This window comes from Salinivibrio sp. EAGSL (assembly GCF_013366455.1).
In the GTDB taxonomy this organism is placed as follows: Bacteria; Pseudomonadota; Gammaproteobacteria; order Enterobacterales; family Vibrionaceae; genus Salinivibrio; species Salinivibrio costicola.
In genome coordinates, this window is record NZ_JABWMG010000011.1 from 91,339 (window position 1) to 113,442 (window position 22,104).

Below are 22,104 nucleotides of genomic sequence, written 5' to 3' on the forward strand. Positions count from 1 at the left end.
GAATGCTGGCATTAACGGGACAAAGAGACAGTCATGAATCAATTTGAAATTATTATTGTCGGCGGTGGCATGGTCGGTGCCGCTGCCGCATTAGGACTTGCCCGCCAAGGTCGGCAGGTGGCATTGATAGAACGCCAAGAACCGGATCCTTTCCATGCGTCACAACCGATGGATTTACGAGTGTCTGCGATATCTCATGCGTCTGTCAGTTTGCTTCAAGACTTAGGCGCATGGGCCGACATTGAAGCCATGCGAGTCTGTCCCTATCGACGATTAGAAACCTGGGAAGCAGAAGACAGCCGTGTGTGTTTCAGTGCCGACCAACTCGAATTACCACAGTTAGGATATATGGTCGAGAACCGCTTGATTCAACTCGGCTTGTGGCAACAGTTTGCTCGTTTTGACAATTTGCACCTTGTCTCACCGGCCTCGATCACGGGTATGGCGCAGGCGGGCCGTCTGCATCAACTCCAATTAGGCAGTGGCGAAACACTAGAAGCGCCCTGGTTGATTGGTGCCGACGGTGCCCACTCGAAAGTGCGAGATTACGCGCAAATCGGTCTTACCAGCTGGGATTATCGTCAGCATTGCATGTTAATTCATGTCGAAACGGCCGCGCCCCAACAAGATATTACCTGGCAGCAATTCTTTCCCTCAGGGCCGCGGTCATTACTGCCATTGTGCGGCAACAATGCCTCATTAGTGTGGTATGACAGCCCGGCGCGAGTTCAACAGTTGTGTCAGCTCAATGCTGAGCAGCTTAAAGCCGAGATAGGGCGCCATTTCCCACCACAAGTGGGTGATGTCACCCCCATCAACTGGGGCGCATTTCCGTTAACGCGTCGTCATGCCCAGCAGTACCATCGCAATGGGGTAGTGGTGATTGGTGATGCCGCCCACACCATTAACCCGCTCGCGGGGCAAGGGGTAAACTTAGGCTTCAAAGACGTGAGCGCGTTGCTGGATGCCTGTGCCGATGCAGGCGCACTATGGCAAGCAGAGTCAACGTTAGCGGCGTACGAAAAAGTACGCCGTACGGATAATATGATGATGCAAACCGGGATGGATGTGTTTTATGCCGCGTTTAGTAACCGAATCACGCCTTTAAAACTGGCACGTAATGCGGTGTTTAAACTGGCTGAACACAGCGGCCCGGTGAAAAAACATGTATTGAAGTATGCGTTAGGCTTGTAGATAAACGCAAAAAAGCCCACATGGTGTGGGCTTTTTAATATGGCTGGGGTACCAGGATTCGAACCTGGGAATGACGAGATCAAAACCCGTTGCCTTACCGCTTGGCGATACCCCAGTAGGTGTTACCTAACCCGGCCATTTAAACATCATGCCGAATTATAAAATTAATGGTGGCTACGACGGGATTCGAACCTGTGACCCCATCATTATGAGTGATGTGCTCTAACCAACTGAGCTACGTAGCCACTCTGTCAGGCATAGTGCCTTAAGACGCTGCGAATTATGCGGATCTGGGCGAAAGTCGTCAAGGTCTCGTTATTGTTTTTTTTGCGATTTTGCATTCATTGGCTGCAATAATCGCCATTTTGAACAATTTAACGGCAAAGCCTACCGAGTAGGTGGCGGAGAACGTTGAATGATGAGAATAAAAAAACCAGCCCGGAGGCTGGTCTAAATATCAATAGGATGGGGTCTCGACAACGCACCCTAAAGCATAACGTATGTGCGTATTAAACGTTGAAACGGAAGTGAATCACATCGCCATCTTTAACGATATATTCTTTCCCTTCCAAGCGCCATTTACCGGCATCTTTGGCGCCGTTTTCACCATTGTTAGCGATATAATCATCATAGCCAACCACTTCGGCACGAATAAAGCCTTTTTCAAAGTCGGTATGGATTTTACCCGCCGCCTGTGGCGCGGTCGAGCCAATCGGCACTGTCCAAGCACGTACTTCTTTCACGCCTGCGGTAAAATAGGTGTGCAGAGTGAGTAGCTCGTAACCGGCGCGAATCACGCGGTTTAGGCCAGGCTCTTCAAGGCCCATCTCATCTAAGAAAGCCGCCGCTTCTTCGGCATCTAGCTCGGCAATCTCGCCTTCGATTTCCGCACACACGGCCACCACGGTTGCGTCTTCTTGGGCGGCAATTTCACGCACTTTGTCGAGGTACGGGTTGTTTTCAAAACCATCATCATTGACGTTGGCAATGTACATGGTCGGCTTAAGCGTCAAAAAGTTAAGATATTGTACTGCTGCGGCTTCTTCTTTGCTCAGTTCGACCGAGCGCAACATCTTGCCTTCTTCTAGGACGGGGAGCAGTTTTTCAAGCACGGTTAGCTCAAATTTGGCATCTTTATCGCCACCTTTGGCTTTTTTGGCGTTGCGCTGCATCGCACGCTCACAGCTTTCAAGATCAGCCAGCGCAAGCTCGGTGTTAATCACGTCGATATCATCAGCCGGATCCACTTTACCAGCCACGTGAACGATATTGTCATTCTCAAAACAACGTACCACATGACCAATCGCATCGGTTTCACGGATGTTCGCTAGGAACTTGTTCCCTAAACCTTCACCGCGTGATGCGCCGGCAACTAAGCCGGCGATGTCAACGAACTCCATCGTGGTGGGGAGCACTTTCTGTGGATTGACAATTTTCGCCAGCGCATCCAAGCGTAGATCAGGGACAGGGACCACGCCCGTATTGGGTTCAATCGTACAAAATGGAAAGTTAGCCGCATCAATGCCGGCCTTGGTCAGTGCATTAAACAGAGTGGATTTGCCTACGTTTGGTAGACCCACGATGCCACATTTAAAACCCATGAGATGGTAACCCTTTAATCAAAATTACTGTGCTTTGAAGGTATGTAGACGATTTTGCGCCTTGGCGAGATCATCTTTGAGCAGGATCTCGAGGCTGCGTACTGCCTCGTCAGTGGCCTGCTCTAGCAGGCTCTGCTCATTAGCGGGGGCTTTGGTAAGCACGTATCCCGCTACCTTATCCTTGTGACCCGGATGACCGATGCCTATCCGAAGCCGATAAAACGATTTGTCATTTGCAAGTTTGCTAATGGTATCACGCAGGCCATTATGGCCACCGTGTCCACCACCTTGCTTAAACTTGGCCACACCGGGTGGTAAGTCTAGCTCGTCATGCGCCACCATGATGGCGTCGACGGGAATATTGTAAAAGTTGGCCATAGCTTGCACCGCTTTACCCGACAAGTTCATGTACGTGGTCGGGATCAACACACGGAGATCGTGTCCATGTACATTGATACGGCCGGTTAAGCCGAAGAACTTTTTCTCTTCTTTTAGCGGCACGTTGTGAATACGTGCTAGCTCCTGAACGACCCAAGCACCGGCATTATGGCGCGTTTGGCTGTATTCAGGGCCTGGATTGGCCAATCCCACTAGTAAGCGGATTTGATTACTCACGACGTTTCTCGCTATCTATCTACTTATCGTAGCCGGTGAGCATCGAGCCCACGCAAAAAGGCGCCATATCCTACCATTGATATGGCTAAAGGATCGAGTCAGCCATTCAAAATGGGCAATAAAAAAACACCCTGCACAAGGGCAGGGTGTTTCTTGTCGGTCTATGACAATGCGTTAAGAATTAAACATTGCAGAGATCGACTCTTCATTACTGATACGGCGAATCGCTTCGGCCAGCATGCCCGACAGTGTTAATTGAGACACACGCCCGGTTGCTTGAATTTCGGCGCTCAATGGTGTGGAGTCAGTGACCACAATTTCATCAATGACGGACTCAGCGATATTCTTCGCTGCATCCCCCGAGAATACCGGATGCGTTGCATAGGCGAATACACGCTTAGCGCCACGGTTCTTCAGGGCTTCGGCGGCTTTACACAGGGTGCCACCGGTATCAATCATGTCATCAACAATGATGCAGTCACGGCCTTCAACGTCGCCAATCAAGTGCATGACTTGCGACACGTTAGCACGCGGACGGCGCTTATCAATGATGGCAATGTCAGTGTCATCCAATAGTTTGGCCGTCGCACGCGCTCGCACAACCCCGCCAATATCAGGAGAAACGACCACTGGGTCTTCTAAATTTTTCGCCAGCATGTCTTCAAGCAGCACAGGGGTACCGAAGATATTATCAACAGGGACGTCGAAAAAGCCTTGAATTTGTTCTGCGTGGAGGTCCACAGTGAGTACGCGGTCAACGCCAACGTTAGAAAGGAAATCTGCAATAACTTTTGCGGTGATAGGAACACGGGAGGAGCGTACGCGGCGGTCTTGACGGGCATAACCAAAGTAGGGGATAACTGCGGTTATGCGGCCAGCCGACGCACGTCGGAACGCATCTATCATCACGACCAATTCCATTAAGTTGTCATTGGTCGGTGCACAGGTAGATTGGATGACGAACACGTCACTACCGCGCACGTTCTCGTTAATCTGAACACACACTTCACCGTCAGAAAAACGGCCAACAGTGGCGTCACCCAGTGACATGTAAAGACGGTTTGCGATACGTTGGGCGAGAACGGGTGTCGCGTTACCAGCGAACAGCTTCATATCAGGCACGGTGGAAACCTCGGGTTGCATCCATTTAATAGTCACTGGCTCACAGTGTGTTGCTGTCGTGCATCGAGTTGTTGTAGCGCATCGAGTAGGGGCGATCGGTTCAACCCTCGTGCAACAAACCCTGTCAGCCAGTTAGGCATAGTGTCGAGTGTGTTCTGGGCATCATGTGCGGTATCAAACTCGGCAAACACGCACGCGCCTGTCCCAGTCATCCTAGACGGCGCATATTCTAGCAGCCACGAAACAGCCTTATCAACCTCGGGGAATTGTTTACGGGCTATCTTTTCGCAATCGTTTTCGTGTTTTTGTGTCATTAGCTCAGAAACTGTGCGCTTTGGCGTACTTCTTTGCAAGTCTGGATGAGTAAAAATTGCAGCGGTCGAAATAGACACATCTGGCTTAACCACCAAGTAATATTTCTCATCAGGGCATACAGACGTCAATTTTTCGCCAACGCCTTCCGCCAACGCCGCATGACCGTGAATGAAAATAGGCACGTCAGCCCCCAAGCCTAGGCCAATGTTTGCCAGTGTAGTCTGGCTCACCTGGGTTTGCCATAAATGATTCAACGCCACCAAGGTCGTGGCTGCATCTGATGAGCCTCCGCCCAGCCCGCCGCCCATGGGCAAATGTTTTTCCAGATGAATATCTGCGCCTTGTGAGCATCCGGTATGATTTTGCAGCGCCTTGGCGGCTTTGATAATCAGATTGTCTTTCTCATCGACGCCGTCAATGGCGGGGCTAAGGTTGATCGTGCCGCTGTGATTGGGCGTAATAGCCAAGGTGTCGCCGTGATCTAAAAACTGAAACAAGGTTTGCAGTTCGTGATAACCATTAGCTTGGCGTCCATTGATATAAAGAAATAAGTTAAGTTTCGCTGGCGCTGGCCAGTAGGTTGTTTCAGTCATTATCGAGTGTCCAAGTAGAAATCATCAGTTTGATCGTTTGCTGGTCGTTACTGAGCGTGATTCGAGTTGGAAGCGCAGGCTGGGTCTCGGCGCTGTAGCCTTGATAATCGATATCCCAACCTTGTGTGTCGTCGAGGGCGGCCAAGCGGTTATCGGGGCCGAGTGAAAAGCGGTCTTGTGCGCGTGGTAGGCCAATCAACCAAGGGGCAAGCGCGTCAACGGGTAAATGGGCGCCGGTCAAATAGGCGATCAAACGGGCTGGATTAGGGTCTTGGTATTGCTTGCCCTGATCATCAACCAAGGTCGCACCTTGCGCATTCATGGTTAGAGACAACAGGGTGGTTCCCAAAAAATTCGTTAGCCGCAGTGTCGATTCAGTCGGAGAATGGCGCCAGTAAAGGTTGGCAGAAAAGCGCGTATCTGGTGCGATAAAAGCCACCTTACCGCGTGCGGTATAACTGTCTATGGTCTCAAGCGATGCGCGATGCGTTTGCCATTCTGTGGTAGGAGCCGGCGCCGTTGCACAGCCAGAGAGCACGGCAAAGACGACCGTCAACATACTGATTCGTATACAAGAGAAATCAGCGCGTATACAAGGGAAGCCAGTGCGCATAAAAGAGAAACCAGCGCGTATACAAGAGAAAACAGTACGTATACAGGAGAACATGAAAGCGAGTATCCTTTTATAACGTCAACAGACAGTGATCAGCATTTGGCATTACTTTGCCATAAGCGCCGAGGTGAGAGAAGTCAGTTAGGCACTTAGCCGTGCGGGAGGAAAGAATGGGTATAGTTGTTGTTGGCCAGTCTGTCATCAATCTCGTGAGGCTTCACATTTCCGCACCACGAAAATACTGCGATACAATGTTCGCTTTAATTCACGGGGGGCATCAAGTAAAATCCCCCGCTCCAATCCTTACTGGTGCTGTCGGTAACAACGCTTCATGAGCCTGTTAGTTCTCGGAATCAATCACAAAACGGCCCCCGTCGAGCTGCGGGAAAAGGTCGCCTTTTCGCCGCAACAACTGGAGCAGGCGTTAGGGCAGCTTTCCGAGCATCCGCAGGTGCGCAGCTGTGTGATTGTCTCAACCTGCAATCGCACCGAAATCTACGCCGAGTTAAACCAACCTGGTGTCGGGGTCTTGGTTGAATGGCTCACACGCTTTCATCAACTCAGTGGCGAAAGTTTGATGGCAAGCATTTATTATCACGAGGAACAATCTGCGGTGAAGCATCTGATGCGTGTTGCCTGTGGATTAGATTCTTTGGTGTTAGGTGAGCCGCAGATATTAGGTCAAGTTAAACAAGCGTACGCGAGTGCCAGTGATGCCGATATGATTTCCGGCTCGTTGGAAAAATTGTTCCACAAAACCTTTGCGGTGGCAAAACGGGTACGAACCGAGACCGAAATTGGTGGCAACGCGGTATCTGTTGCATTTGCGGCCTGTACGTTGGCCCGCCAGATTTTTGAATCCTTAGCGGACGTCACCACATTGTTGGTTGGCGCGGGAGAAACGATTGAACTGGTTGCGAGACATTTGCATGAGCATCAATGCAGCCAAATTATCTTTGCGAACCGTACGCAATCGCGCGCTCAATGTTTAGCTGAACAGTTTGATGCCAAAGTGATTGGCTTAGACGCGTTACCCGAGCAGCTTTGCCACGCCGATATCGTGATCAGTTCAACGGCGGCGCCCATGCCTTTGATTGAAAAAGCGATGGTTGAAAAAGCCTTGAAACAGCGACGCCACCAACCCATGCTGTTAATCGATATCGCGGTACCACGAGACATAGACGAGAAAGTTGGCAACTTATCGGATGCTTATTTGTACAGTGTGGATGACTTACAATCCATCGTGGAGCACAATCGAGAACAACGAAAGTTGGCCGCGATCCAAGCAGAAGCCATTGTCACCGAAGAAAGCGCCGACTTTATGCGCTGGTTACGTTCACGCGAAGCGGTAGATAGCATTAAGCAATACCGGACACAGTCCGAACACATTAAACAGGCGGAGCTGGCGCAGAGTATTCAAGCCCTTGCCAATGGGGCTGACGCAGAAAGCGTATTACGCCAGCTTAGTAACCGCCTGACCAATAAACTGATCCATCCCCCTACGCAGGCAATGCAACAGGCGGCCCAAAATGGTGAGCCCGATAAACTGGCCGTGATGCGTACGTGCTTGGGGCTGGACAGCGACAACTAACGAAGAGATTTATGAAAGCATCAATATTAGCGAAGCTAGAATCGCTGGCGGAGCGCTACGAGGAAGTACAACACCTGCTCGGAACGCCTGAAATCATTAGTGAGCAGAACAAATTTCGTGCGCTGTCGAAAGAGTACGCGCAGCTGGAAGAAGTGATCAAATGTTTTACGGCGTTTAAGCAAGCCAAAGAAGACCTCGCGGCAGCGCAAGAAATGGCCAACGAAGATGATCCTGACATGCGCGAGATGGCGCAAGAAGAAGTCGCGCAAGCCGAGCAAAGCATTGTTGCGTTGACCGATCAGCTGCAAATCTTATTGTTGCCGAAAGACCCGAACGATGACCGTAACTGCTTTTTGGAAATCCGTGCTGGGGCCGGTGGCGACGAAGCCGGGATTTTTGCGGGTGACTTGTTCCGCATGTATAGCCGTTATGCCGAGCAACGCGGTTGGAAGCTGGAAATGATCAGTGCCAGTGGAGGAGAGCACGGCGGCTTTAAAGAAGTCATTGCACGTGTGGCTGGCGAAGGCGCCTACGGTGTGCTGAAATTTGAATCCGGCGGTCACCGTGTACAACGCGTACCTGCCACCGAGTCGCAAGGTCGAGTCCATACGTCAGCGTGTACCGTGGCGATTTTGCCTGAAGTGCCAGAAACGGAAGCCCCTGAAATTAATCCGGCCGACTTGAAAGTTGACACCTTCCGAGCCTCAGGAGCGGGGGGGCAGCACGTCAACACCACGGACTCTGCGATTCGCATTACTCACTTGCCGACCGGCACTGTGGTGGAATGCCAAGATGAGCGTTCACAACATAAAAACCGCGCCAAAGCCATGTCAGTACTGGCAGCACGTTTGATTAAAGCGGAAGAAGAAAAACGCGCCGCTGAGGAAGCCTCAACCCGTCGTAACCTGCTTGGCTCGGGCGATCGTTCCGATCGGATTCGGACTTATAACTATCCGCAAGGTCGCGTCTCCGATCATCGCATTAACTTAACCTTGTATCGTTTAGACGATGTGATGCAAGGGGATCTCGATAGCTTGGTGGATCCTGTGATTCAAGAGCATCAAGCGGATCAATTAGCGGCCTTGTCTGAGCATCCATAATGACAGTCACGATAGGCGCGTTGCTGGCCGATAGCACCACTGAGCTCACCGCATTATCCGGTGGCTCAGCGGGCATTGATGTCAAAGCCTTGCTCTGCCATGTGTTAGCGCAACCTACCAGCTATCTCTATACCTGGCCCGAGCGCAAACTCACCGCGGCACAACTGGCGCAATTTCGTCAGCTGTTTGCCCGCCGACTGCAAGGAGAGCCGATTGCATACATTCTGGGCTACCGTGACTTTTGGACCCTGAGACTGAATGTGTCGCCAGCGACGTTGATCCCGCGTCCAGAAACCGAACTCTTGGTAGAGCAGGCGTTAGCGCTTCTGCCAGCGACCCCTTGTCGGGTGTTAGACTTAGGCACCGGCACGGGAGCGGTGGCATTAGCCATTGCCAGTGAGCGCCCCGATATCACCGTTGTGGGCGTTGATTTGATGCCAGAAGCAGTGATGTTGGCAAGCCGAAACGCGGATGCGCATCAAATTAACAACGTCCACTTTATTCAAAGTGACTGGTTTAAGGCGTTAAGCGATATGCATCGGTTTGATCTGATTGTCAGTAATCCGCCTTACATCGATGAGACGGATCCGCATCTGCAACAAGGGGATGTTCGTTTTGAGCCCATGAGTGCGCTGGTGGCTGAAGACAGTGGGTTGGCAGATATTCGTTATATTGGTCAATCCGCCCCCGATTACTTAGTCGCCTCTGGCTGGTTGATGGTCGAACACGGCTACAACCAGGGAGAAGCGGTGCGTCGTGTATGGAAAGAAGCGGGTTGGCATAATCTCCAAACCCAACAAGATTACGCTGGGCTCGATAGAATCACCTTGGCACAGCGACGTTAATTGAGACTGACAGGAAGCAGGAATCATTATGATCTACATGGCCCTCAAGCACACCCACTTACTGACCGTGGTATTAAGCCTCTCTTTATTCGTGATCCGTTTCGTATGGGTGATGCGTGATAGCGAGATGATGAACAAAAAATGGGTCAAGGTCACGCCGCACGTGGTCGACACCTTGTTATTGACCACCGGTGTCGCATTGATTTTTGTCACCGGTTTTATACCGTTTACAGAGTCTGGTGCGTGGTTAACCGAAAAGCTGACCTGTGTACTGGCTTACATTGCATTAGGCTTTGTTGCTTTACACTACAGCCGCGGCAAACTGTTCCGGACACTGGCGTTTTTTGGTGCATTAGGGTGGGCCTATGCCGCCGCTAACTTAGCACTGATTAAAGTTCCACACCTAATGGGATAAATATGATGCCATTAACCGATCAACAATTAGATTCGCTAACACTGGCAGAAGGGGCTATCAGCCTCAACCATGCCATTGATGCGTCGATCGACGCTCATCAAGTGAAGGCCTCTCTCGATCGTCTCGCGGATGAAGCGGAGCATCAGCTCGGCGCCGAGCCCGATATGGCGCTGCGTCTTGAGGGATTATGCCGTCTTTTTTATCACCAATGGCAGTTTAAAGGCGATATCGAACAGTACTTTTCTTCCGATAATGTCTTTTTGGATAAAGTCTTAGCGCGTAAAACCGGGATCCCCGCTTCACTGGGGGCAGTGTTTTTATACCTCTGTGAGCGCTTATCTTTACCCGTTCAACCCATCGCTTTTCCTAGTCAATTAGTGTTGAGAATTGATCAACTGGATAACGCTCCTGTGTTTATTAACCCCTTCAATGGCGAACGTGTGAGCCAACGTACTTTACGCGGCTGGTTAAAAGGGAGCCAAGGGCCGCTGGCGGAGCTTGAAGATTCACACTTATTGCCGAGCGACAATCCAACCATTATTGGTCGTTGGCTGACGGTGGCCAAAAGTGCTTTATTACGCGAAGAAAAGTACGCCCTGGCACTGCGTTGTAGTGAGCTTGCGTTGACCTTTAGCCCAGACGATCCTTACGAAATTCGTGATCGTGGCTATATTTTTCAGCAGTTGGATTGCGATCGCGTAGCGGCGACCGACTATGAATATTTTATTGAGCAGTGCCCGGACGATCCGGCCGCTGAGCTGTTAAAAATGCAAGTGAAAGCGCTTAACGAAGAGCAACCGACGTTACATTAATGCGTATTAACGCATGATAAAGGATACCCCTATGACGCAAAAAACCGTCCATATTGGCGATACACCTGTTGCGAATGATCGCCCGTTCACCTTGTTTGCTGGCATGAATGTGCTGGAGTCACGTGATTTAGCGATGCAAATTTGTGAGCATTACGTCAAAGTGACTGACAAACTTGGCATTCCTTACGTCTTTAAAGCGTCGTTTGATAAGGCGAATCGCTCCTCGGTGCACTCTTACCGTGGCCCAGGGATGGAAGAAGGGTTAAAGATTTTTGAAGAGCTCAAGCGCACCTTTGGCGTCAAAGTGATCACCGATATTCACGAGCAATACCAAGCCGCGCCCGTGGCGGAAGTCGCCGACGTGATTCAGTTACCGGCGTTTTTGGCTCGCCAGACCGATTTGGTCGAAACCATGGCCAAAACTGATGCGGTGATTAACGTGAAAAAGCCTCAATTTATGAGCCCGGGGCAAGTGGGCAACATTGTTGATAAATTTGCTGAGTGCGGCAACGAGAAGGTGATTTTGTGTGAGCGTGGTAGCTGCCATGGTTACGATAACCTGGTCGTTGATATGCTGGGGTTTGATGTGATGAAAAAAGCCTCAAACGGTAGCCCAATTATTTTTGATGTCACCCACGCGCTCCAGTGTCGCGATCCGCAAGGCGCCGCATCCGGTGGCCGACGTCAGCAAACCGTTGATTTAGCACGTGCAGGTTTAGGCACTAAAATTGCCGGCTTGTTTATCGAAGCGCACCCAGACCCAGACAATGCCCGTTGTGATGGCCCCTCAGCCCTGCCGCTGAATAAACTCGAGCCTTTCCTCGCGCAAATGAAAGCCCTGGATGATGTGATCAAAAGCTTTGCAGATATCGATATTCGCTAATCCGGCCTATCGATACCCATAAAAAGCTGCCCAACGTTGGCAGCTTTTTTTGTGCTCATTAGCAACAAACATGATTATGCAAAAGTAGGTGGCACTTAGTCAGAGAGCACAGTTAAAACCAGCCTTTGTGTCCATTCACATAGGTCGCGTCAAACTCTTTATCTGTTTTGATCAGATAAATGATGAATTCAACAAAAGCAATAATTCCGATGATAATGCTAGGGATGCCCAGCAAAATAAAACCAAACAGGAAGGCTAACAGCATGATAAGGCCTTCTTTGGTATAACCAAGATAGAATTTGTGTACGCCAAATGCTCCAAAGAAGAAGGCCAACAAGGCTGCTGGTATTTTCTTTGAGCTAGTAGCCGGCACCGCTTCACCGAACACAGCGGTCGCTTTCCCATCTGATAGTGCAAAATCAACATTCGTACCTACTTCTGGAAGGGTGCTTGATTTCCACTCATCCATGGTTAGGTTATATTCAATCCCGTCTTCACCCGTGATAAGACCCTCGCGCTTTGTATTATCAAAGCTCTTTATTACCCCTTTCATCTTGACCCCTTTTGTGCAAAAAAATAGATGAGATTTTTATCACACTTTTAATGGTTGTCCAGTAATTTATCTATTATGTTGAACTGGTTAGACGTTTTTTTTAGGGATCACGCCGTGCTGCATGTCTTCGCTTAAGCGTGTCACTAGATAATCAATCAAGGTTCGTAGCCGCTTTGGCATCAGTGTACGATTAGCATACACCAAGCTAATGGGGACAGTGGGCATTTGCCAGTCAGTGAATAATTGCATCAAGCTGCCTGATTCAAAGTGGGGACGACACAAAAACGTGGGTAAAACTGCAATGCCTAAACCATCAAGGCAGGCCTGTAACGAGGCAGTAATGGTGTTAACCCGCAGTCGATAGGGCAGATCGATGTTAAAAACGTCTCCTTCTTCGTCATGCAACTCCCAAGACAGCAGCTTGACTGCTTGGTTATACACTTTGACTTGGCGGTGTGGTGGACGAAGATCTGAGGGAGCCGTGACAGTGCCTGTTTCAGCCAAATAAGCCGGACTGGCTGCCACAACTCGAGTCGCATTGGTCAGTAGCCGAGAAACGAGGTTTGAGTCTTTGCGTGTCCCCACTTGCGCGTAGAGATCAATGCCTTCACCAATAATGTCGACTTCACGGTTACTCATCTCAAGGTGCACGCGAATATGCGGATGCAGCTTGATGAATTCGTTGATGTACGGCCCCAATACCTGATGGCCGAGCTCTACGGGCATCACCACATTCAAATCCCCTTGGATCAATTCTTGGTGAGCGGTGATTTCAACTTCCGCCTGCTCCATGATGTCTTTCGCCAACAGGCACGATTGGTAAAAGCGCTCGCCCTCCGCGGTCAGCTTTAAGCTGCGCGTGGAGCGCGTGATCAAACGCACACCTAGATTGCGCTCAAGATCAGAGACTTTTCGACTGACCGTCGATTTTGTCATTCCCAGTGCCTCAGCCGCTTGCGTGAAACTGCCTAATTCCACCACTTTCACCAAGATAGCGAGCGCATTGAAGTCCAACATCCTTCCTCTAATTAAGTTTATTTTTGCAACAGTGTTTTTGATTATAGCGCGATTATTAATTAATACGATTGGTTTACAATTCGAAACACTTTGCTTGGTATTGATTTAACTAACATTAGTGAGACCTCATGACAGCCTCAACCGCTTCGAAACGCATTAAAGCGCCGCTATTGGCGACCTTGATATTCCTCGTGATTGGTGTGCTTGGCGCCGGGTACTGGTGGATGGAGGGGCAGTACCATGTCTCGACCGATAACGCCTACCTAAAAGGGGATATCGTCACCATCAGTCCCAAAGTCGCTGGCTATATCGTTGCCCGATATGTCGACGATAACCAGTTTGTAAAAGCCGGGACCTTACTGGCCGAAATTGACGATCGCGATTATCGCACCGCGGTCTCACAAGCTAAAGCAGCACTCGCCTCGGCAAGCGCTAGTGTCGAGCATCTGCACGCACAACAAACCTTGCAGAACAGTAAGATCCGTCAAGCCGCGAGTCAGATGGCATCCGCGCAAGCCGAGTACGATCGTGCCAAGCAGCAAGTGGCCCGTACCCAGCGTTTAATCGCGCAACATTATTCCTCTGAAGATGAACTGGATGCCCAACTTGCGCAGCAAAAAGTACGACTCGCCCAGTTGGAACAAGCTAAAGCCGCGCATCATGCCGCCAGTGACCAATTAGCTGTATTAGCCAGTGAGCTGAAACAAGCCCAAGCTGCGATTGATGATGCCACCGCTAAGCTGACACAAGCGCAGCTTAACTTGGATGACACCCGCCTTTATGCGCCTGTTGATGGGGTGATTGGTAAACGGAGTTTGCGCGTTGGCATGCTGGTTCAGCCGGGTATGCCGTTAGTCAGCTTGGTGCCTCAAGGGAAGGTGTGGGTTGAAGCGAATTTTAAAGAAACACAGATCGCGCATATCCAGCCGGGGCAATCGGTGGATATTGAAGTGGACGCGTTTCCCGGACAAGCACTACATGGCGTGATCGATAGCTTCTCGCCAGCCACGGGCGCACAGTTTGCGCTGCTGCCCCCTGAAAATGCCACGGGGAACTTTACGAAAATTGTTCAGCGGGTGCCGATTAAAGTCCGGATCCCTGATCAGCCACTTAAAGCCAAGTTATTGCCAGGGTTATCCGTGATTGCAACGGTAGATACACGAGGCTGAAGATGACCGCGACTACGTTAACGGCCGATGCCTACAGCGAGCAGGTGCCGCTCAAAAACTGGATTGCTCTCTTGGGTGGGTTGATTGGGGCCTTTATGGCCATTCTCGACATTCAAATCACCAATGCATCGCTAAAAGATATTCAAGGGGCGCTGTCGGCGACCTTGGACGAAAGCTCGTGGATCTCGACGTCCTATCTGGTGGCAGAGATGATTGCGATCCCGCTCAGTGGTTGGTTGTCGCGGGCGCTGGGCGTACGGCGCTATCTGACATGGACTACTGCGGTGTTTACGCTTTCGTCTTTTTTATGCTCACTGTCTTGGAATATGAGCGCGATGATCGTGTTTCGAGCGATGCAAGGCTTTAGCGGTGGCGCGCTGATCCCATTGGCTTTCTCGCTGGTGGTGCAACTGTTACCCGCCAACAAACAGGCGATTGGTATGGCGATGTTCGGTGTCACGGCGACGTTTGCGCCTGCCATTGGACCGACCTTTGGTGGCTGGCTGACGGAAAATCTGTCGTGGCACTATATTTTCTACATCAATATTCCACCAGCAATGCTGGTGATAGCCATGATCCGCTACGGACTTGAGGATACGCCGTTATCATTGTCATTGCTGAAAAAGGCCGATTGGGTCGGAATTGCCACTATGGCGTTAGGGCTCGGCTGCTTAGAAGTGGTTCTTGAAGAGGGCAATCGTGAAGATTGGTTTGGCTCGTCATTTATTATCACGCTCAGTGCGATTTCCGTGGTGAACATTGTCTACTTTGTGATTAACGAGCTGCAGCACCCCCGTCCACTGGTGAACTTGCGGCTACTGAAAGACAAGCAATTTGCCTTATCCTGCTTTGCCTATTTAATTTTGGGTATGGCCTTACTGGGCTCGATTTACGTGTTGCCGTTGTATCTCACCCAGATCCAACACTACAACGCGATGCAAATTGGCCAAGTACTGATGTGGATGGGGTTGCCTCAGTTGTTCCTCTTTCCGCTCGTGCCTAAGTTAATGCGCGTGTTTCGCCCAACCCACATGGTGACATTTGGCTTTATAATGTTTGGGCTAAGTTGTTACGTCAACACACACATGACCGTCGATTTTGGTGGTCAGCAGCTGGTTTTATCCATGATCCTGCGTGCCATTGGTAGTCCATTTATTATGGTGCCTTTGTCGATAGTGGCACTGAAGCATATCCAGCGTGATGACACGCCAGATGCCTCCTCACTCACCAATGTGATGCGTAATTTGGGCGGTGCGTTTAGCATTGCCATGATAGCGACCTTGCTAGATAACCAAACACGCTTGCACTTGGCGAACATCAAAGCCACCTTGTCCACAGTGAGCGAGCAAGGTTGGCAGCGTTTGCACCAACAAACAGATTGGTTTATCGCCACAGGCAGTGATGCCACCACCGCGTTGCATCAAGCACAAGCCAGCGTGCTGAATGTGATGCAACGTGACGCCGCCATCATGGCGTACAACGATGCCTTTATGGTGATGACCGGCTTCTTAGCATTGGCAGCCGTGGTGATCCTCTCGCTCGAAGACTAACCCCCGCTCGATAGTCACAACGCAAAATGGGAGCGGTGTACCGCCGCTTCCTTCGCTATCCTTCCTGATAAGTCCAAGTAGCTCGACCGACAAACAGCGTTGTCCGATGTATTCGGCTATTGTCGCTGTCTTTTCGTCTGCCACAGTGTCACTTGTTTGGGTTCGCCTTGCTGGCAAGATCAGCTTTGGTTGCGAAACACTGTCTAGCAGTGAGTACGAGCCGTTAAGGTTTTTAGATGTTTAGACGTCTATTTGTTGACTGGACGGCTAGAGGGCTGTAATCTTGTTGACAGTTTTATAAGAGGTATAACAAAACTGCCATGACAACATCAGCAAACACCACACCGAAGCCTTCTGCGCTTGCACTGCTTCCCCTGATTTTATTTTTAATCCTTTTTATTGGATCGGGCGCGTATTTTACCTTAGAAGGTGTCGACTACGCCTTTTATCAATTGCCTGCACACGTCGCGATTTTACCCGCGGTAATCTTGGCCATTGGCCTAAGCCGCGAGCGCCTGAATACGGCCATTGAGCAGCTCATTCGTGGCATGGGACATGGTGATATTATTGCCATGTGTTTAATCTATTTGCTGGCTGGTGCGTTTTCTTCGGTGGCGGATGCAACCGGGGGCGTGGAAGCCACGGTCAATCTTGGGTTAGCGCTGATCCCCGAAAGCCTTATTCTGCCGGGCTTGTTTGTGATTGCGGCGTTTATTTCCACCGCAATGGGCACCTCGATGGGCACCATTGCCGCGCTTGCTCCTTTTGCATTGAACATGGCCACTGCAACCGGTCAATCGCCCGCTGTCATGGCAGGTGTATTGCTGAGCGGCGCGATGTTTGGCGATAACTTATCGTTTATCTCTGATACCACAATCGCGGCCACGCGCTCACAAGGCTGTAGCATGCGTGACAAGTTTAAAGAGAACGTTGGCATTGCCATTCCTGCTGCCATCGCTGCGATCATTCTGTTTGTATTTAATAATCAAAGTGCGCCAGTTGAAGCGCCTGAGAGCATTAACTACTTGGCGGTTATCCCTTACCTTTCGATCATCGTATTGGCACTGGCGGGACTAAATGTGTTTGTTGTCCTGACTTCAGGTATTTTGCTGGCGATGGGCGTGGGTCTGATGAGCACGCCTGACTTTACCTTGATGACGTTTAGCCAAGAGGTCAAAGACGGCTTTGCCAGCATGCAAGAAATCTTCGTACTCTCGTTAATGATTGGTGGTATTGCTGAATTGATGCGTTGCCAAGGTGGATTAAGCTTTTTGACCAACACAGTCAATAAAGTGATTGTCCGCTTTCAGAAAAACCAAGGTCAGCATCACTCTCGTGCGAGCGAGTTTGGCATCGCCTTGTTAGTGTCTTTCGCTAACTTATGTACGGCCAATAATACCGTGGCCATTGTTGTATCGGGCCAAGTGGCTAAAAATATAGCAACTGAGCATTCCGTACCGGCTAAGCGAAGTGCAAGCTTGTTGGATATCTTTTCATGTGTCGTGCAGGGCATGATTCCTTATGGCGCACAAATTCTGTTACTCGGTGCAAGCTTTGGGCTATCTCCTTTAGTGATTGTCAGCCATTCTTACTACTGTTTCTTTTTAGCCGCTTCTGCCTTAATTGCTGTCAGTAGTCGTCATTGGTGGCAAGCGCGCCGCGCGTAACCGTCACTTGATAAAACCACGGTGCTGGCTTTGCCTGTCTCATTAGATAAGCAAAGGCTGCACCGTTTTTTAATGGCTTAGAGTCTTGGCTCTAGAAATTTTGCCCCGATCACCAAAGTCAGTAATTTTGGATATCGTATAGTGATCATCGCAACAAAAATATGAAATGGCTCAGCGCTATAGCAACAATTCTTTTAGACTAGATAGCGTTTTCTAACCACCGACAATGATGTCGATGGTGGTTTATCCCTCGCTAAAAAGGTCTATGATCATGAAGGAACGTCTTTGTTTAAAGGCAGCGGTTAGTGCTGCGTTAATTGCATCATTGGCAGGGTGTGCCAACTCAGGCTCTGAGACACCAGAGCAAGGTTGGGCGCCAGATACCACTTATAAACTCACCATTCTTCATACCAACGACAATCACGGTCGTTTCTGGCACAACCGCTATGGCGAATACGGCATGGCCGCGCGCAAAACGCTGATCGATGAGCTGCGTACAGAAGCACAAGCAGAAGGCAGTGAAGTGCTACTGCTATCAGGCGGTGACATCAATACCGGTGTCCCAGAGTCTGATCTACTCCACGCGGAGCCGGATTTTAAAGGGATGACGCGCATCGGTTACGACGCCATGGCGATTGGTAACCACGAGTTTGATAACCCATTGAGCGTGCTCGAGCAGCAAATGCAGTGGACCGATTTTCCAATGCTGTCTGCCAACATTTACGATAAAGAAACGGGCGAGCGTAAATTTCAGGCCTACGAGATGTTTGAGCGCAATGGCTTAAAAATTGCGGTTGTCGGTCTGACCACAGAAGATACCGCGAAAATTGGTAACCCTGAGTACATTGGCTCGCTTGATTTCCGTGATCCGAAAGCAGAAGCGAAAAAAGTGATCGCCAAGCTCAAAGAAACCGAAAAGCCGGATATCATTATTGCGGCAACCCATATGGGCCACTATGCCGATGGCAAAAGCGGTGTAAACGCCCCGGGTGATGTTGCGTTGGCGCGCTATATGGATGATGGCGACCTTGACCTTATCATCGGCGGCCATTCACAAGAGCCGGTTTGTATGGAAGGACCGAACACGTATAACGAGAGTTTCGAGCCTGGTGATGCGTGTACCCCAGACCAGCAAAACGGCGCGTGGATCATGCAAGCCCATGAATGGGGTAAATATGTCGGTAAAGCCGAGTTTGAATTCCAGAATGGCGATTTAAATCTTGTCAGCTACGATCTTATTCCTGTGAACCTGAAAAAGAAAATCAAGGTTGATGGTGAGAGCCAGCGCGTCTTTATTCAAGATGAAATCGCAAAAGACCAAGCTTTGTATGACTTCTTGAAGCCATACCAAGACAAAGGCCAAGAGAAGCTCAACGTTAAGATTGCTGAGAGTAACGGCAAGCTAGAAGGCGATCGTGATGTGGTGCGCTTCCAGCAAACCAACCTAGGCCGCTTAATTGCTAAGTCGCATATGGAACGCGCTAACGCTGACTTTGCGGTGATGAATTCAGGCGGTGTGCGTGACTCTATTATCGCCGGTGATATCACTTACAAAGACGTGCTTAAAGTGCAGCCATTTGGCAACATGGTCACTTACACCGACATGAGCGGTAAAGAAGTGATGGATTACCTCAATGTGGTTGGCACCAAACCCGCAGACTCTGGCGCGTATGTCCAATTTGCCGGCGTTTCAATGGTGGTTGAAAACGGCAGCGTTCACGATGTGAAAATTGGCGGCGAACCGATTGATATGGAAAAAACCTATCGCTTTACCGTGCCAAGCTTTAATGCGGCCGGCGGTGACGGTTATCCAAAACTGACTAACCACCCAGGTAACGTCAACACAGGTTTTGTCGATGCGGAGGTGCTTAAAGACTACCTTGAAGCAAACAGCCCCATCGACGTCAACGATTATGCGCCACAAGGTGAGATTGTTTACAAATAAAACCGGATAAAATGGCGATAAAGATAAAGCGGCACCGATGCAGTGCCGCTTTTTTTATGTAATGATAATGCGGTGTTGGAGTAGTAGAGAAACATTATGACGCCAGCAATAAAATTGGCAGAAAAACAGGGAATTGCCTTCTCGGTTCATCAATATGAGCATGATCCAAATAATCCAAATTTTGGCGATGAAGCGGTTCAAGCGTTGGGGCAGGATCCGGCCCGAGTCTTTAAAACCTTATTGTTTTGTATCAATGGTGACAGTAAACAGCTGGCCGTTGCTATTGTGCCGGTAAAAGGAAGCTTAAACCTTAAAGCCGCCGCAAAAGCGGCGGGCGGGAAAAAAGCAACCATGGCCGACCCTCAGGTGGCACAACGCGCAACCGGATACCTTGTCGGTGGCATTAGTCCGCTCGGACAGAAAAAGCGTCTACCGACGTTTTTAGATGCCTCAGCAAAACAGTTTTCAACCCTGTGCGTTAGCGCGGGCCGTCGCGGTTTAGAAATTGAACTATCCCCGGACGATCTGATGACGTTAACCGCGGGGCAGTATGCCGCGATTGGCGAGTAAAAAAGAGGATAAACAAGCATGACATTGACCATTTGGGCATCGTTAGCCTTAGTTTGTATGCTGGGAGCGATGTCACCAGGGCCCAGCTTGGTGGTGATGGCAAAACATAGCCTCGCTAACAGCCGTCTACATGGCATTGTCGCCTCATGGGCCCATGCGTTTGGTGTTGGCCTGTATGCGTTAATTACCATGTTAGGGTTAGCGGTTATCTTTAAACAATCGCCTATCTTGTTCACGATTATCGCCTACGCAGGGGCAGCGTATCTCGGTTGGTTAGGGATCAAATCACTCCTGAGCAAAGGCGGCGTCGCGGCAAAGCTAGAGGCGGGCAAAACCGCAAGCCTTAGCGAAGCGGCGCGTGATGGCGCGATGATTTCCATGCTAAACCCTAAACTGGCGCTCTTTTTTATTGCCTTATTCAGTCAATTCGTCGCAGTAGGGTCTGACTTATTCAGTCGCAGTGTGATTGTGCTAACCCCGTTATTGATTGACGGGCTTTGGTATACATTGGTGGCATTTTTGCTCTCAAGCCCCACCATTGTTGACAAAATCCGTCATCGTGGCGCTTGGATTGACAAGCTGTCAGGGGTGGTTTTAATCGCGCTGGCAATACGCGTGGTATTTACGCTGCAGTAAAGCAATAAAGCAATAAAGCAATAAAGCAACAAAGCAATAAAGCAAAAAGACTGGCAACTCGCCAGTCTTTTTGTTGTTCAGGCACGGTGACTGAGATGTCGTTCGCGGGTTTCTAACTTTTTCTCTTGGCTCTTTTTGAGCATCACATACAGCGCACCCGAGCCGCCTTGATGCCGCAGAGCAGAATGAAAGCAGAGCACGTCAGAAATTTGTTGCAGCCACTGGCAGACATAGCTTTTCATCATTGCCGGTGGGTTGCTTCGTTCGCCTTTACCGTGAACGATAATCACGGTACGCACGTCCATTCGTTGGCACTGCTTTAGGAAGCGGAGAATTTCATCACGGGCTTTTTCCAACGACATCTTGTGCAGATCAAGCCGAGCATTAATGTCATATTTACCCAAGCGTAGCTTGCGAAAGACCCCGTCTTGCACGCCATCCCGCTTATAAGCCATGACATCGTCGGGTTTAACCATGGTGGCATAATCCAGTGATAGATACTCAGGATCACTGTGAGCTAACCTTTGCGCTGCGTACTGACGGGCAAGTTGCGCTTCAGTCGGCGAGTGTGGTCCGGCTTGGTCCTCAACCGTGTCTTGTTCGATTGGCGCCACGTCAGACATCATTTCTCGGAATAGCTCAAATTCGTTTTTATCACTCATCACTACAGGGCCATCTACGTCGTGGAGTCATTTGGGACAGTATAAACGAAAATAAAAAAAGAAACCTAGCGCCACACTCTGTGACCAACCGTGTAACACTAGGTTAAGCAAGTTTGCTTAAAGATAGGTAGGCAATAAAACAGGTTATTGAGGTTTAGATGTCATCACTTTGTAGACAAAATAGCCGCCAAAGAAACTGATCAGGGCAAATGTACAGATGATGACAATCATGGATGACAAGCCCACGGCGTTGCCGAAAAGTAGATCAAGCCAAAAGTCCATAGTCTGTACCCTCGTGTCCGTTAATGTAGGGTCAGAATGCCAATAGGAACTGTGTTGAATACTGATCAAGATCAATAGAAATGTCGAACAATTTATCAACACTTGTTAACCACGATGCGATCACAATTTGCTCGCAACTGATGCGACTTTCACCGTTTAACTGAGAGGGGAGAAAAAATACGTGATTAGGGCTTGAGGTTTCGTGATGCTTGAGTATGATAGTCGACCTCAGCACGGGGATGCACTTGATCGCATAGCTCTGTGCTTGACAAGACGAACATCAGTTCGTAAAACTTGTCATATGTCGGTGAATAGCGCAGTTTGGTAGCGCATCTGGTTTGGGACCAGAGGGTC

The 22,104-nt window shown here is 49.8% G+C and carries 22 protein-coding genes and 2 tRNA genes; 13 read left to right on the forward strand and 11 right to left on the reverse strand.

Features of this window, described 5'->3' with window-relative positions:
- The first annotated feature begins 33 nt into the window (after nucleotides 1-33).
- Nucleotides 34-1,194 (forward strand): 2-octaprenyl-3-methyl-6-methoxy-1,4-benzoquinol hydroxylase, encoded by a 1,161-nt coding sequence (locus HLG76_RS08770; RefSeq protein WP_175993486.1) that lies wholly within the window; start codon nucleotides 34-36, stop codon nucleotides 1,192-1,194.
- 40 nt (nucleotides 1,195-1,234) lie between these two features.
- Here HLG76_RS08770 and HLG76_RS08775 read toward each other — a convergent pair.
- The 7 genes from HLG76_RS08775 to lolB all read right to left on the reverse strand — a co-directional run bounded on the left by HLG76_RS08775 (nucleotide 1,235) and on the right by lolB (nucleotide 5,999).
- Nucleotides 1,235-1,309: transfer RNA gene (locus HLG76_RS08775), tRNA-Gln, on the reverse strand.
- Between the two features lie 53 nt (nucleotides 1,310-1,362).
- Nucleotides 1,363-1,439, reverse strand: a tRNA-Met gene (locus HLG76_RS08780).
- A gap of 264 nt (nucleotides 1,440-1,703) precedes the next feature.
- Complete coding sequence (gene ychF / locus HLG76_RS08785) at nucleotides 1,704-2,795, reverse strand: redox-regulated ATPase YchF (RefSeq protein WP_025744486.1); 1,092 nt, start codon at nucleotides 2,793-2,795, stop codon at nucleotides 1,704-1,706.
- Between the two features lie 24 nt (nucleotides 2,796-2,819).
- Nucleotides 2,820-3,410, reverse strand: a complete 591-nt coding sequence (pth, locus tag HLG76_RS08790; protein WP_077460058.1) for an aminoacyl-tRNA hydrolase — start codon at nucleotides 3,408-3,410, stop codon at nucleotides 2,820-2,822.
- 174 nt (nucleotides 3,411-3,584) lie between these two features.
- Nucleotides 3,585-4,532, reverse strand: coding sequence for a ribose-phosphate pyrophosphokinase (locus HLG76_RS08795; protein WP_025673291.1), 948 nt, complete (start codon nucleotides 4,530-4,532; stop codon nucleotides 3,585-3,587).
- Nucleotides 4,533-4,564: 32 nt separating this feature from the next.
- Nucleotides 4,565-5,443: a 4-(cytidine 5'-diphospho)-2-C-methyl-D-erythritol kinase gene (ispE, locus tag HLG76_RS08800; RefSeq protein ID WP_077575929.1), complete on the reverse strand. Its 879-nt coding sequence runs from the start codon at nucleotides 5,441-5,443 to the stop codon at nucleotides 4,565-4,567.
- Nucleotides 5,433-5,999 carry a lipoprotein insertase outer membrane protein LolB gene (lolB, locus tag HLG76_RS08805; RefSeq protein ID WP_025744489.1) on the reverse strand — a complete coding sequence of 189 codons (567 nt, stop codon included), beginning with the start codon at nucleotides 5,997-5,999 and terminating at the stop codon, nucleotides 5,433-5,435. Before lolB ends, ispE begins: the two co-directional genes overlap by 11 nt.
- Nucleotides 6,000-6,384: 385 nt before the next feature.
- Between lolB and hemA the strand changes: the two genes are divergently transcribed.
- Genes hemA through kdsA form a run of 6 tightly spaced genes read left to right on the forward strand, consistent with a single transcriptional unit; the run spans nucleotide 6,385 to nucleotide 11,699 of the window.
- Nucleotides 6,385-7,644, forward strand: coding sequence for a glutamyl-tRNA reductase (gene hemA, locus HLG76_RS08810; RefSeq protein ID WP_077460061.1), 1,260 nt, complete (start codon nucleotides 6,385-6,387; stop codon nucleotides 7,642-7,644).
- 11 nt (nucleotides 7,645-7,655) lie between these two features.
- Nucleotides 7,656-8,744 carry a peptide chain release factor 1 gene (gene prfA / locus HLG76_RS08815; RefSeq protein ID WP_077575927.1) on the forward strand — a complete coding sequence of 363 codons (1,089 nt, stop codon included), beginning with the start codon at nucleotides 7,656-7,658 and terminating at the stop codon, nucleotides 8,742-8,744.
- Nucleotides 8,744-9,589: a peptide chain release factor N(5)-glutamine methyltransferase gene (gene prmC, locus HLG76_RS08820; protein WP_077669039.1), complete on the forward strand. Its 846-nt coding sequence runs from the start codon at nucleotides 8,744-8,746 to the stop codon at nucleotides 9,587-9,589. The genes prfA and prmC overlap by 1 nt, the downstream gene beginning before the upstream one ends.
- 31 nt (nucleotides 9,590-9,620) lie before the next feature.
- Entirely contained in the window at nucleotides 9,621-10,004 is a 384-nt protein-coding gene (locus HLG76_RS08825; protein ID WP_025673295.1) for a SirB2 family protein, read from the forward strand.
- A gap of 2 nt (nucleotides 10,005-10,006) precedes the next feature.
- Nucleotides 10,007-10,816 (forward strand): SirB1 family protein, encoded by an 810-nt coding sequence (locus tag HLG76_RS08830; protein ID WP_025744492.1) that lies wholly within the window; start codon nucleotides 10,007-10,009, stop codon nucleotides 10,814-10,816.
- A 31-nt stretch (nucleotides 10,817-10,847) separates the two neighbouring features.
- Nucleotides 10,848-11,699: a 3-deoxy-8-phosphooctulonate synthase gene (gene kdsA / locus HLG76_RS08835; RefSeq protein WP_077575925.1), complete on the forward strand. Its 852-nt coding sequence runs from the start codon at nucleotides 10,848-10,850 to the stop codon at nucleotides 11,697-11,699.
- Between the two features lie 112 nt (nucleotides 11,700-11,811).
- Here the strand turns inward: kdsA and HLG76_RS08840 are convergent, their stop codons facing one another.
- Nucleotides 11,812-12,252, reverse strand: coding sequence for a TM2 domain-containing protein (locus HLG76_RS08840; protein WP_175993487.1), 441 nt, complete (start codon nucleotides 12,250-12,252; stop codon nucleotides 11,812-11,814).
- An 87-nt stretch (nucleotides 12,253-12,339) separates the two neighbouring features.
- Nucleotides 12,340-13,266, reverse strand: coding sequence for a LysR family transcriptional regulator (locus HLG76_RS08845; protein WP_175993496.1), 927 nt, complete (start codon nucleotides 13,264-13,266; stop codon nucleotides 12,340-12,342).
- A gap of 131 nt (nucleotides 13,267-13,397) precedes the next feature.
- Here HLG76_RS08845 and HLG76_RS08850 point away from each other — a divergent pair, with 131 nt between their 5' ends.
- The 6 genes from HLG76_RS08850 (at nucleotide 13,398) to HLG76_RS08875 (ending at nucleotide 20,806) form a co-directional block, all read left to right on the forward strand.
- Nucleotides 13,398-14,438, forward strand: coding sequence for an HlyD family secretion protein (locus HLG76_RS08850; protein ID WP_077460065.1), 1,041 nt, complete (start codon nucleotides 13,398-13,400; stop codon nucleotides 14,436-14,438).
- Between the two features lie 2 nt (nucleotides 14,439-14,440).
- Nucleotides 14,441-15,988 (forward strand): DHA2 family efflux MFS transporter permease subunit, encoded by a 1,548-nt coding sequence (locus tag HLG76_RS08855; RefSeq protein WP_175993488.1) that lies wholly within the window; start codon nucleotides 14,441-14,443, stop codon nucleotides 15,986-15,988.
- Between the two features lie 320 nt (nucleotides 15,989-16,308).
- A complete protein-coding gene (locus HLG76_RS08860; RefSeq protein WP_175993489.1) occupies nucleotides 16,309-17,655 on the forward strand; it encodes a Na+/H+ antiporter NhaC family protein in 1,347 nt (448 codons plus the stop codon).
- 271 nt (nucleotides 17,656-17,926) lie between these two features.
- Complete coding sequence (gene ushA / locus HLG76_RS08865) at nucleotides 17,927-19,600, forward strand: bifunctional UDP-sugar hydrolase/5'-nucleotidase UshA (RefSeq protein ID WP_077660760.1); 1,674 nt, start codon at nucleotides 17,927-17,929, stop codon at nucleotides 19,598-19,600.
- Between the two features lie 96 nt (nucleotides 19,601-19,696).
- Entirely contained in the window at nucleotides 19,697-20,170 is a 474-nt protein-coding gene (ybaK, locus tag HLG76_RS08870; RefSeq protein ID WP_077575922.1) for a Cys-tRNA(Pro) deacylase, read from the forward strand.
- A gap of 18 nt (nucleotides 20,171-20,188) precedes the next feature.
- A complete protein-coding gene (locus tag HLG76_RS08875) occupies nucleotides 20,189-20,806 on the forward strand; it encodes a LysE family translocator (protein ID WP_077460070.1) in 618 nt (205 codons plus the stop codon).
- A gap of 77 nt (nucleotides 20,807-20,883) precedes the next feature.
- On the opposite strand, the gene smrA is transcribed toward HLG76_RS08875, so the two are convergent.
- Nucleotides 20,884-21,468 carry a DNA endonuclease SmrA gene (gene smrA / locus HLG76_RS08880; RefSeq protein WP_025744495.1) on the reverse strand — a complete coding sequence of 195 codons (585 nt, stop codon included), beginning with the start codon at nucleotides 21,466-21,468 and terminating at the stop codon, nucleotides 20,884-20,886.
- A 144-nt stretch (nucleotides 21,469-21,612) separates the two neighbouring features.
- Nucleotides 21,613-21,750, reverse strand: coding sequence for a DUF3149 domain-containing protein (locus HLG76_RS08885; protein ID WP_025675231.1), 138 nt, complete (start codon nucleotides 21,748-21,750; stop codon nucleotides 21,613-21,615).
- Nucleotides 21,751-22,104 lie beyond the last annotated feature (354 nt).

Coding starts and splice junctions, on each gene's coding strand:
- HLG76_RS08840 (WP_175993487.1), bottom strand. CDS start 12,252: ATGAAAGGGGTAATAAAGAGCTTTGATAATACAAAGCGCGAGGGTCTT.
- HLG76_RS08855 (WP_175993488.1), top strand. CDS start 14,441: ATGACCGCGACTACGTTAACGGCCGATGCCTACAGCGAGCAGGTGCCG.
- kdsA (WP_077575925.1), top strand. CDS start 10,848: ATGACGCAAAAAACCGTCCATATTGGCGATACACCTGTTGCGAATGAT.
- HLG76_RS08860 (WP_175993489.1), top strand. CDS start 16,309: ATGACAACATCAGCAAACACCACACCGAAGCCTTCTGCGCTTGCACTG.
- ushA (WP_077660760.1), top strand. CDS start 17,927: ATGAAGGAACGTCTTTGTTTAAAGGCAGCGGTTAGTGCTGCGTTAATT.
- prmC (WP_077669039.1), top strand. CDS start 8,744: ATGACAGTCACGATAGGCGCGTTGCTGGCCGATAGCACCACTGAGCTC.
- lolB (WP_025744489.1), bottom strand. CDS start 5,999: ATGTTGACGGTCGTCTTTGCCGTGCTCTCTGGCTGTGCAACGGCGCCG.
- prfA (WP_077575927.1), top strand. CDS start 7,656: ATGAAAGCATCAATATTAGCGAAGCTAGAATCGCTGGCGGAGCGCTAC.
- smrA (WP_025744495.1), bottom strand. CDS start 21,468: ATGAGTGATAAAAACGAATTTGAGCTATTCCGAGAAATGATGTCTGAC.
- hemA (WP_077460061.1), top strand. CDS start 6,385: ATGAGCCTGTTAGTTCTCGGAATCAATCACAAAACGGCCCCCGTCGAG.
- HLG76_RS08830 (WP_025744492.1), top strand. CDS start 10,007: ATGATGCCATTAACCGATCAACAATTAGATTCGCTAACACTGGCAGAA.
- ybaK (WP_077575922.1), top strand. CDS start 19,697: ATGACGCCAGCAATAAAATTGGCAGAAAAACAGGGAATTGCCTTCTCG.
- HLG76_RS08875 (WP_077460070.1), top strand. CDS start 20,189: ATGACATTGACCATTTGGGCATCGTTAGCCTTAGTTTGTATGCTGGGA.
- HLG76_RS08770 (WP_175993486.1), top strand. CDS start 34: ATGAATCAATTTGAAATTATTATTGTCGGCGGTGGCATGGTCGGTGCC.
- HLG76_RS08885 (WP_025675231.1), bottom strand. CDS start 21,750: ATGGACTTTTGGCTTGATCTACTTTTCGGCAACGCCGTGGGCTTGTCA.
- HLG76_RS08850 (WP_077460065.1), top strand. CDS start 13,398: ATGACAGCCTCAACCGCTTCGAAACGCATTAAAGCGCCGCTATTGGCG.
- ychF (WP_025744486.1), bottom strand. CDS start 2,795: ATGGGTTTTAAATGTGGCATCGTGGGTCTACCAAACGTAGGCAAATCC.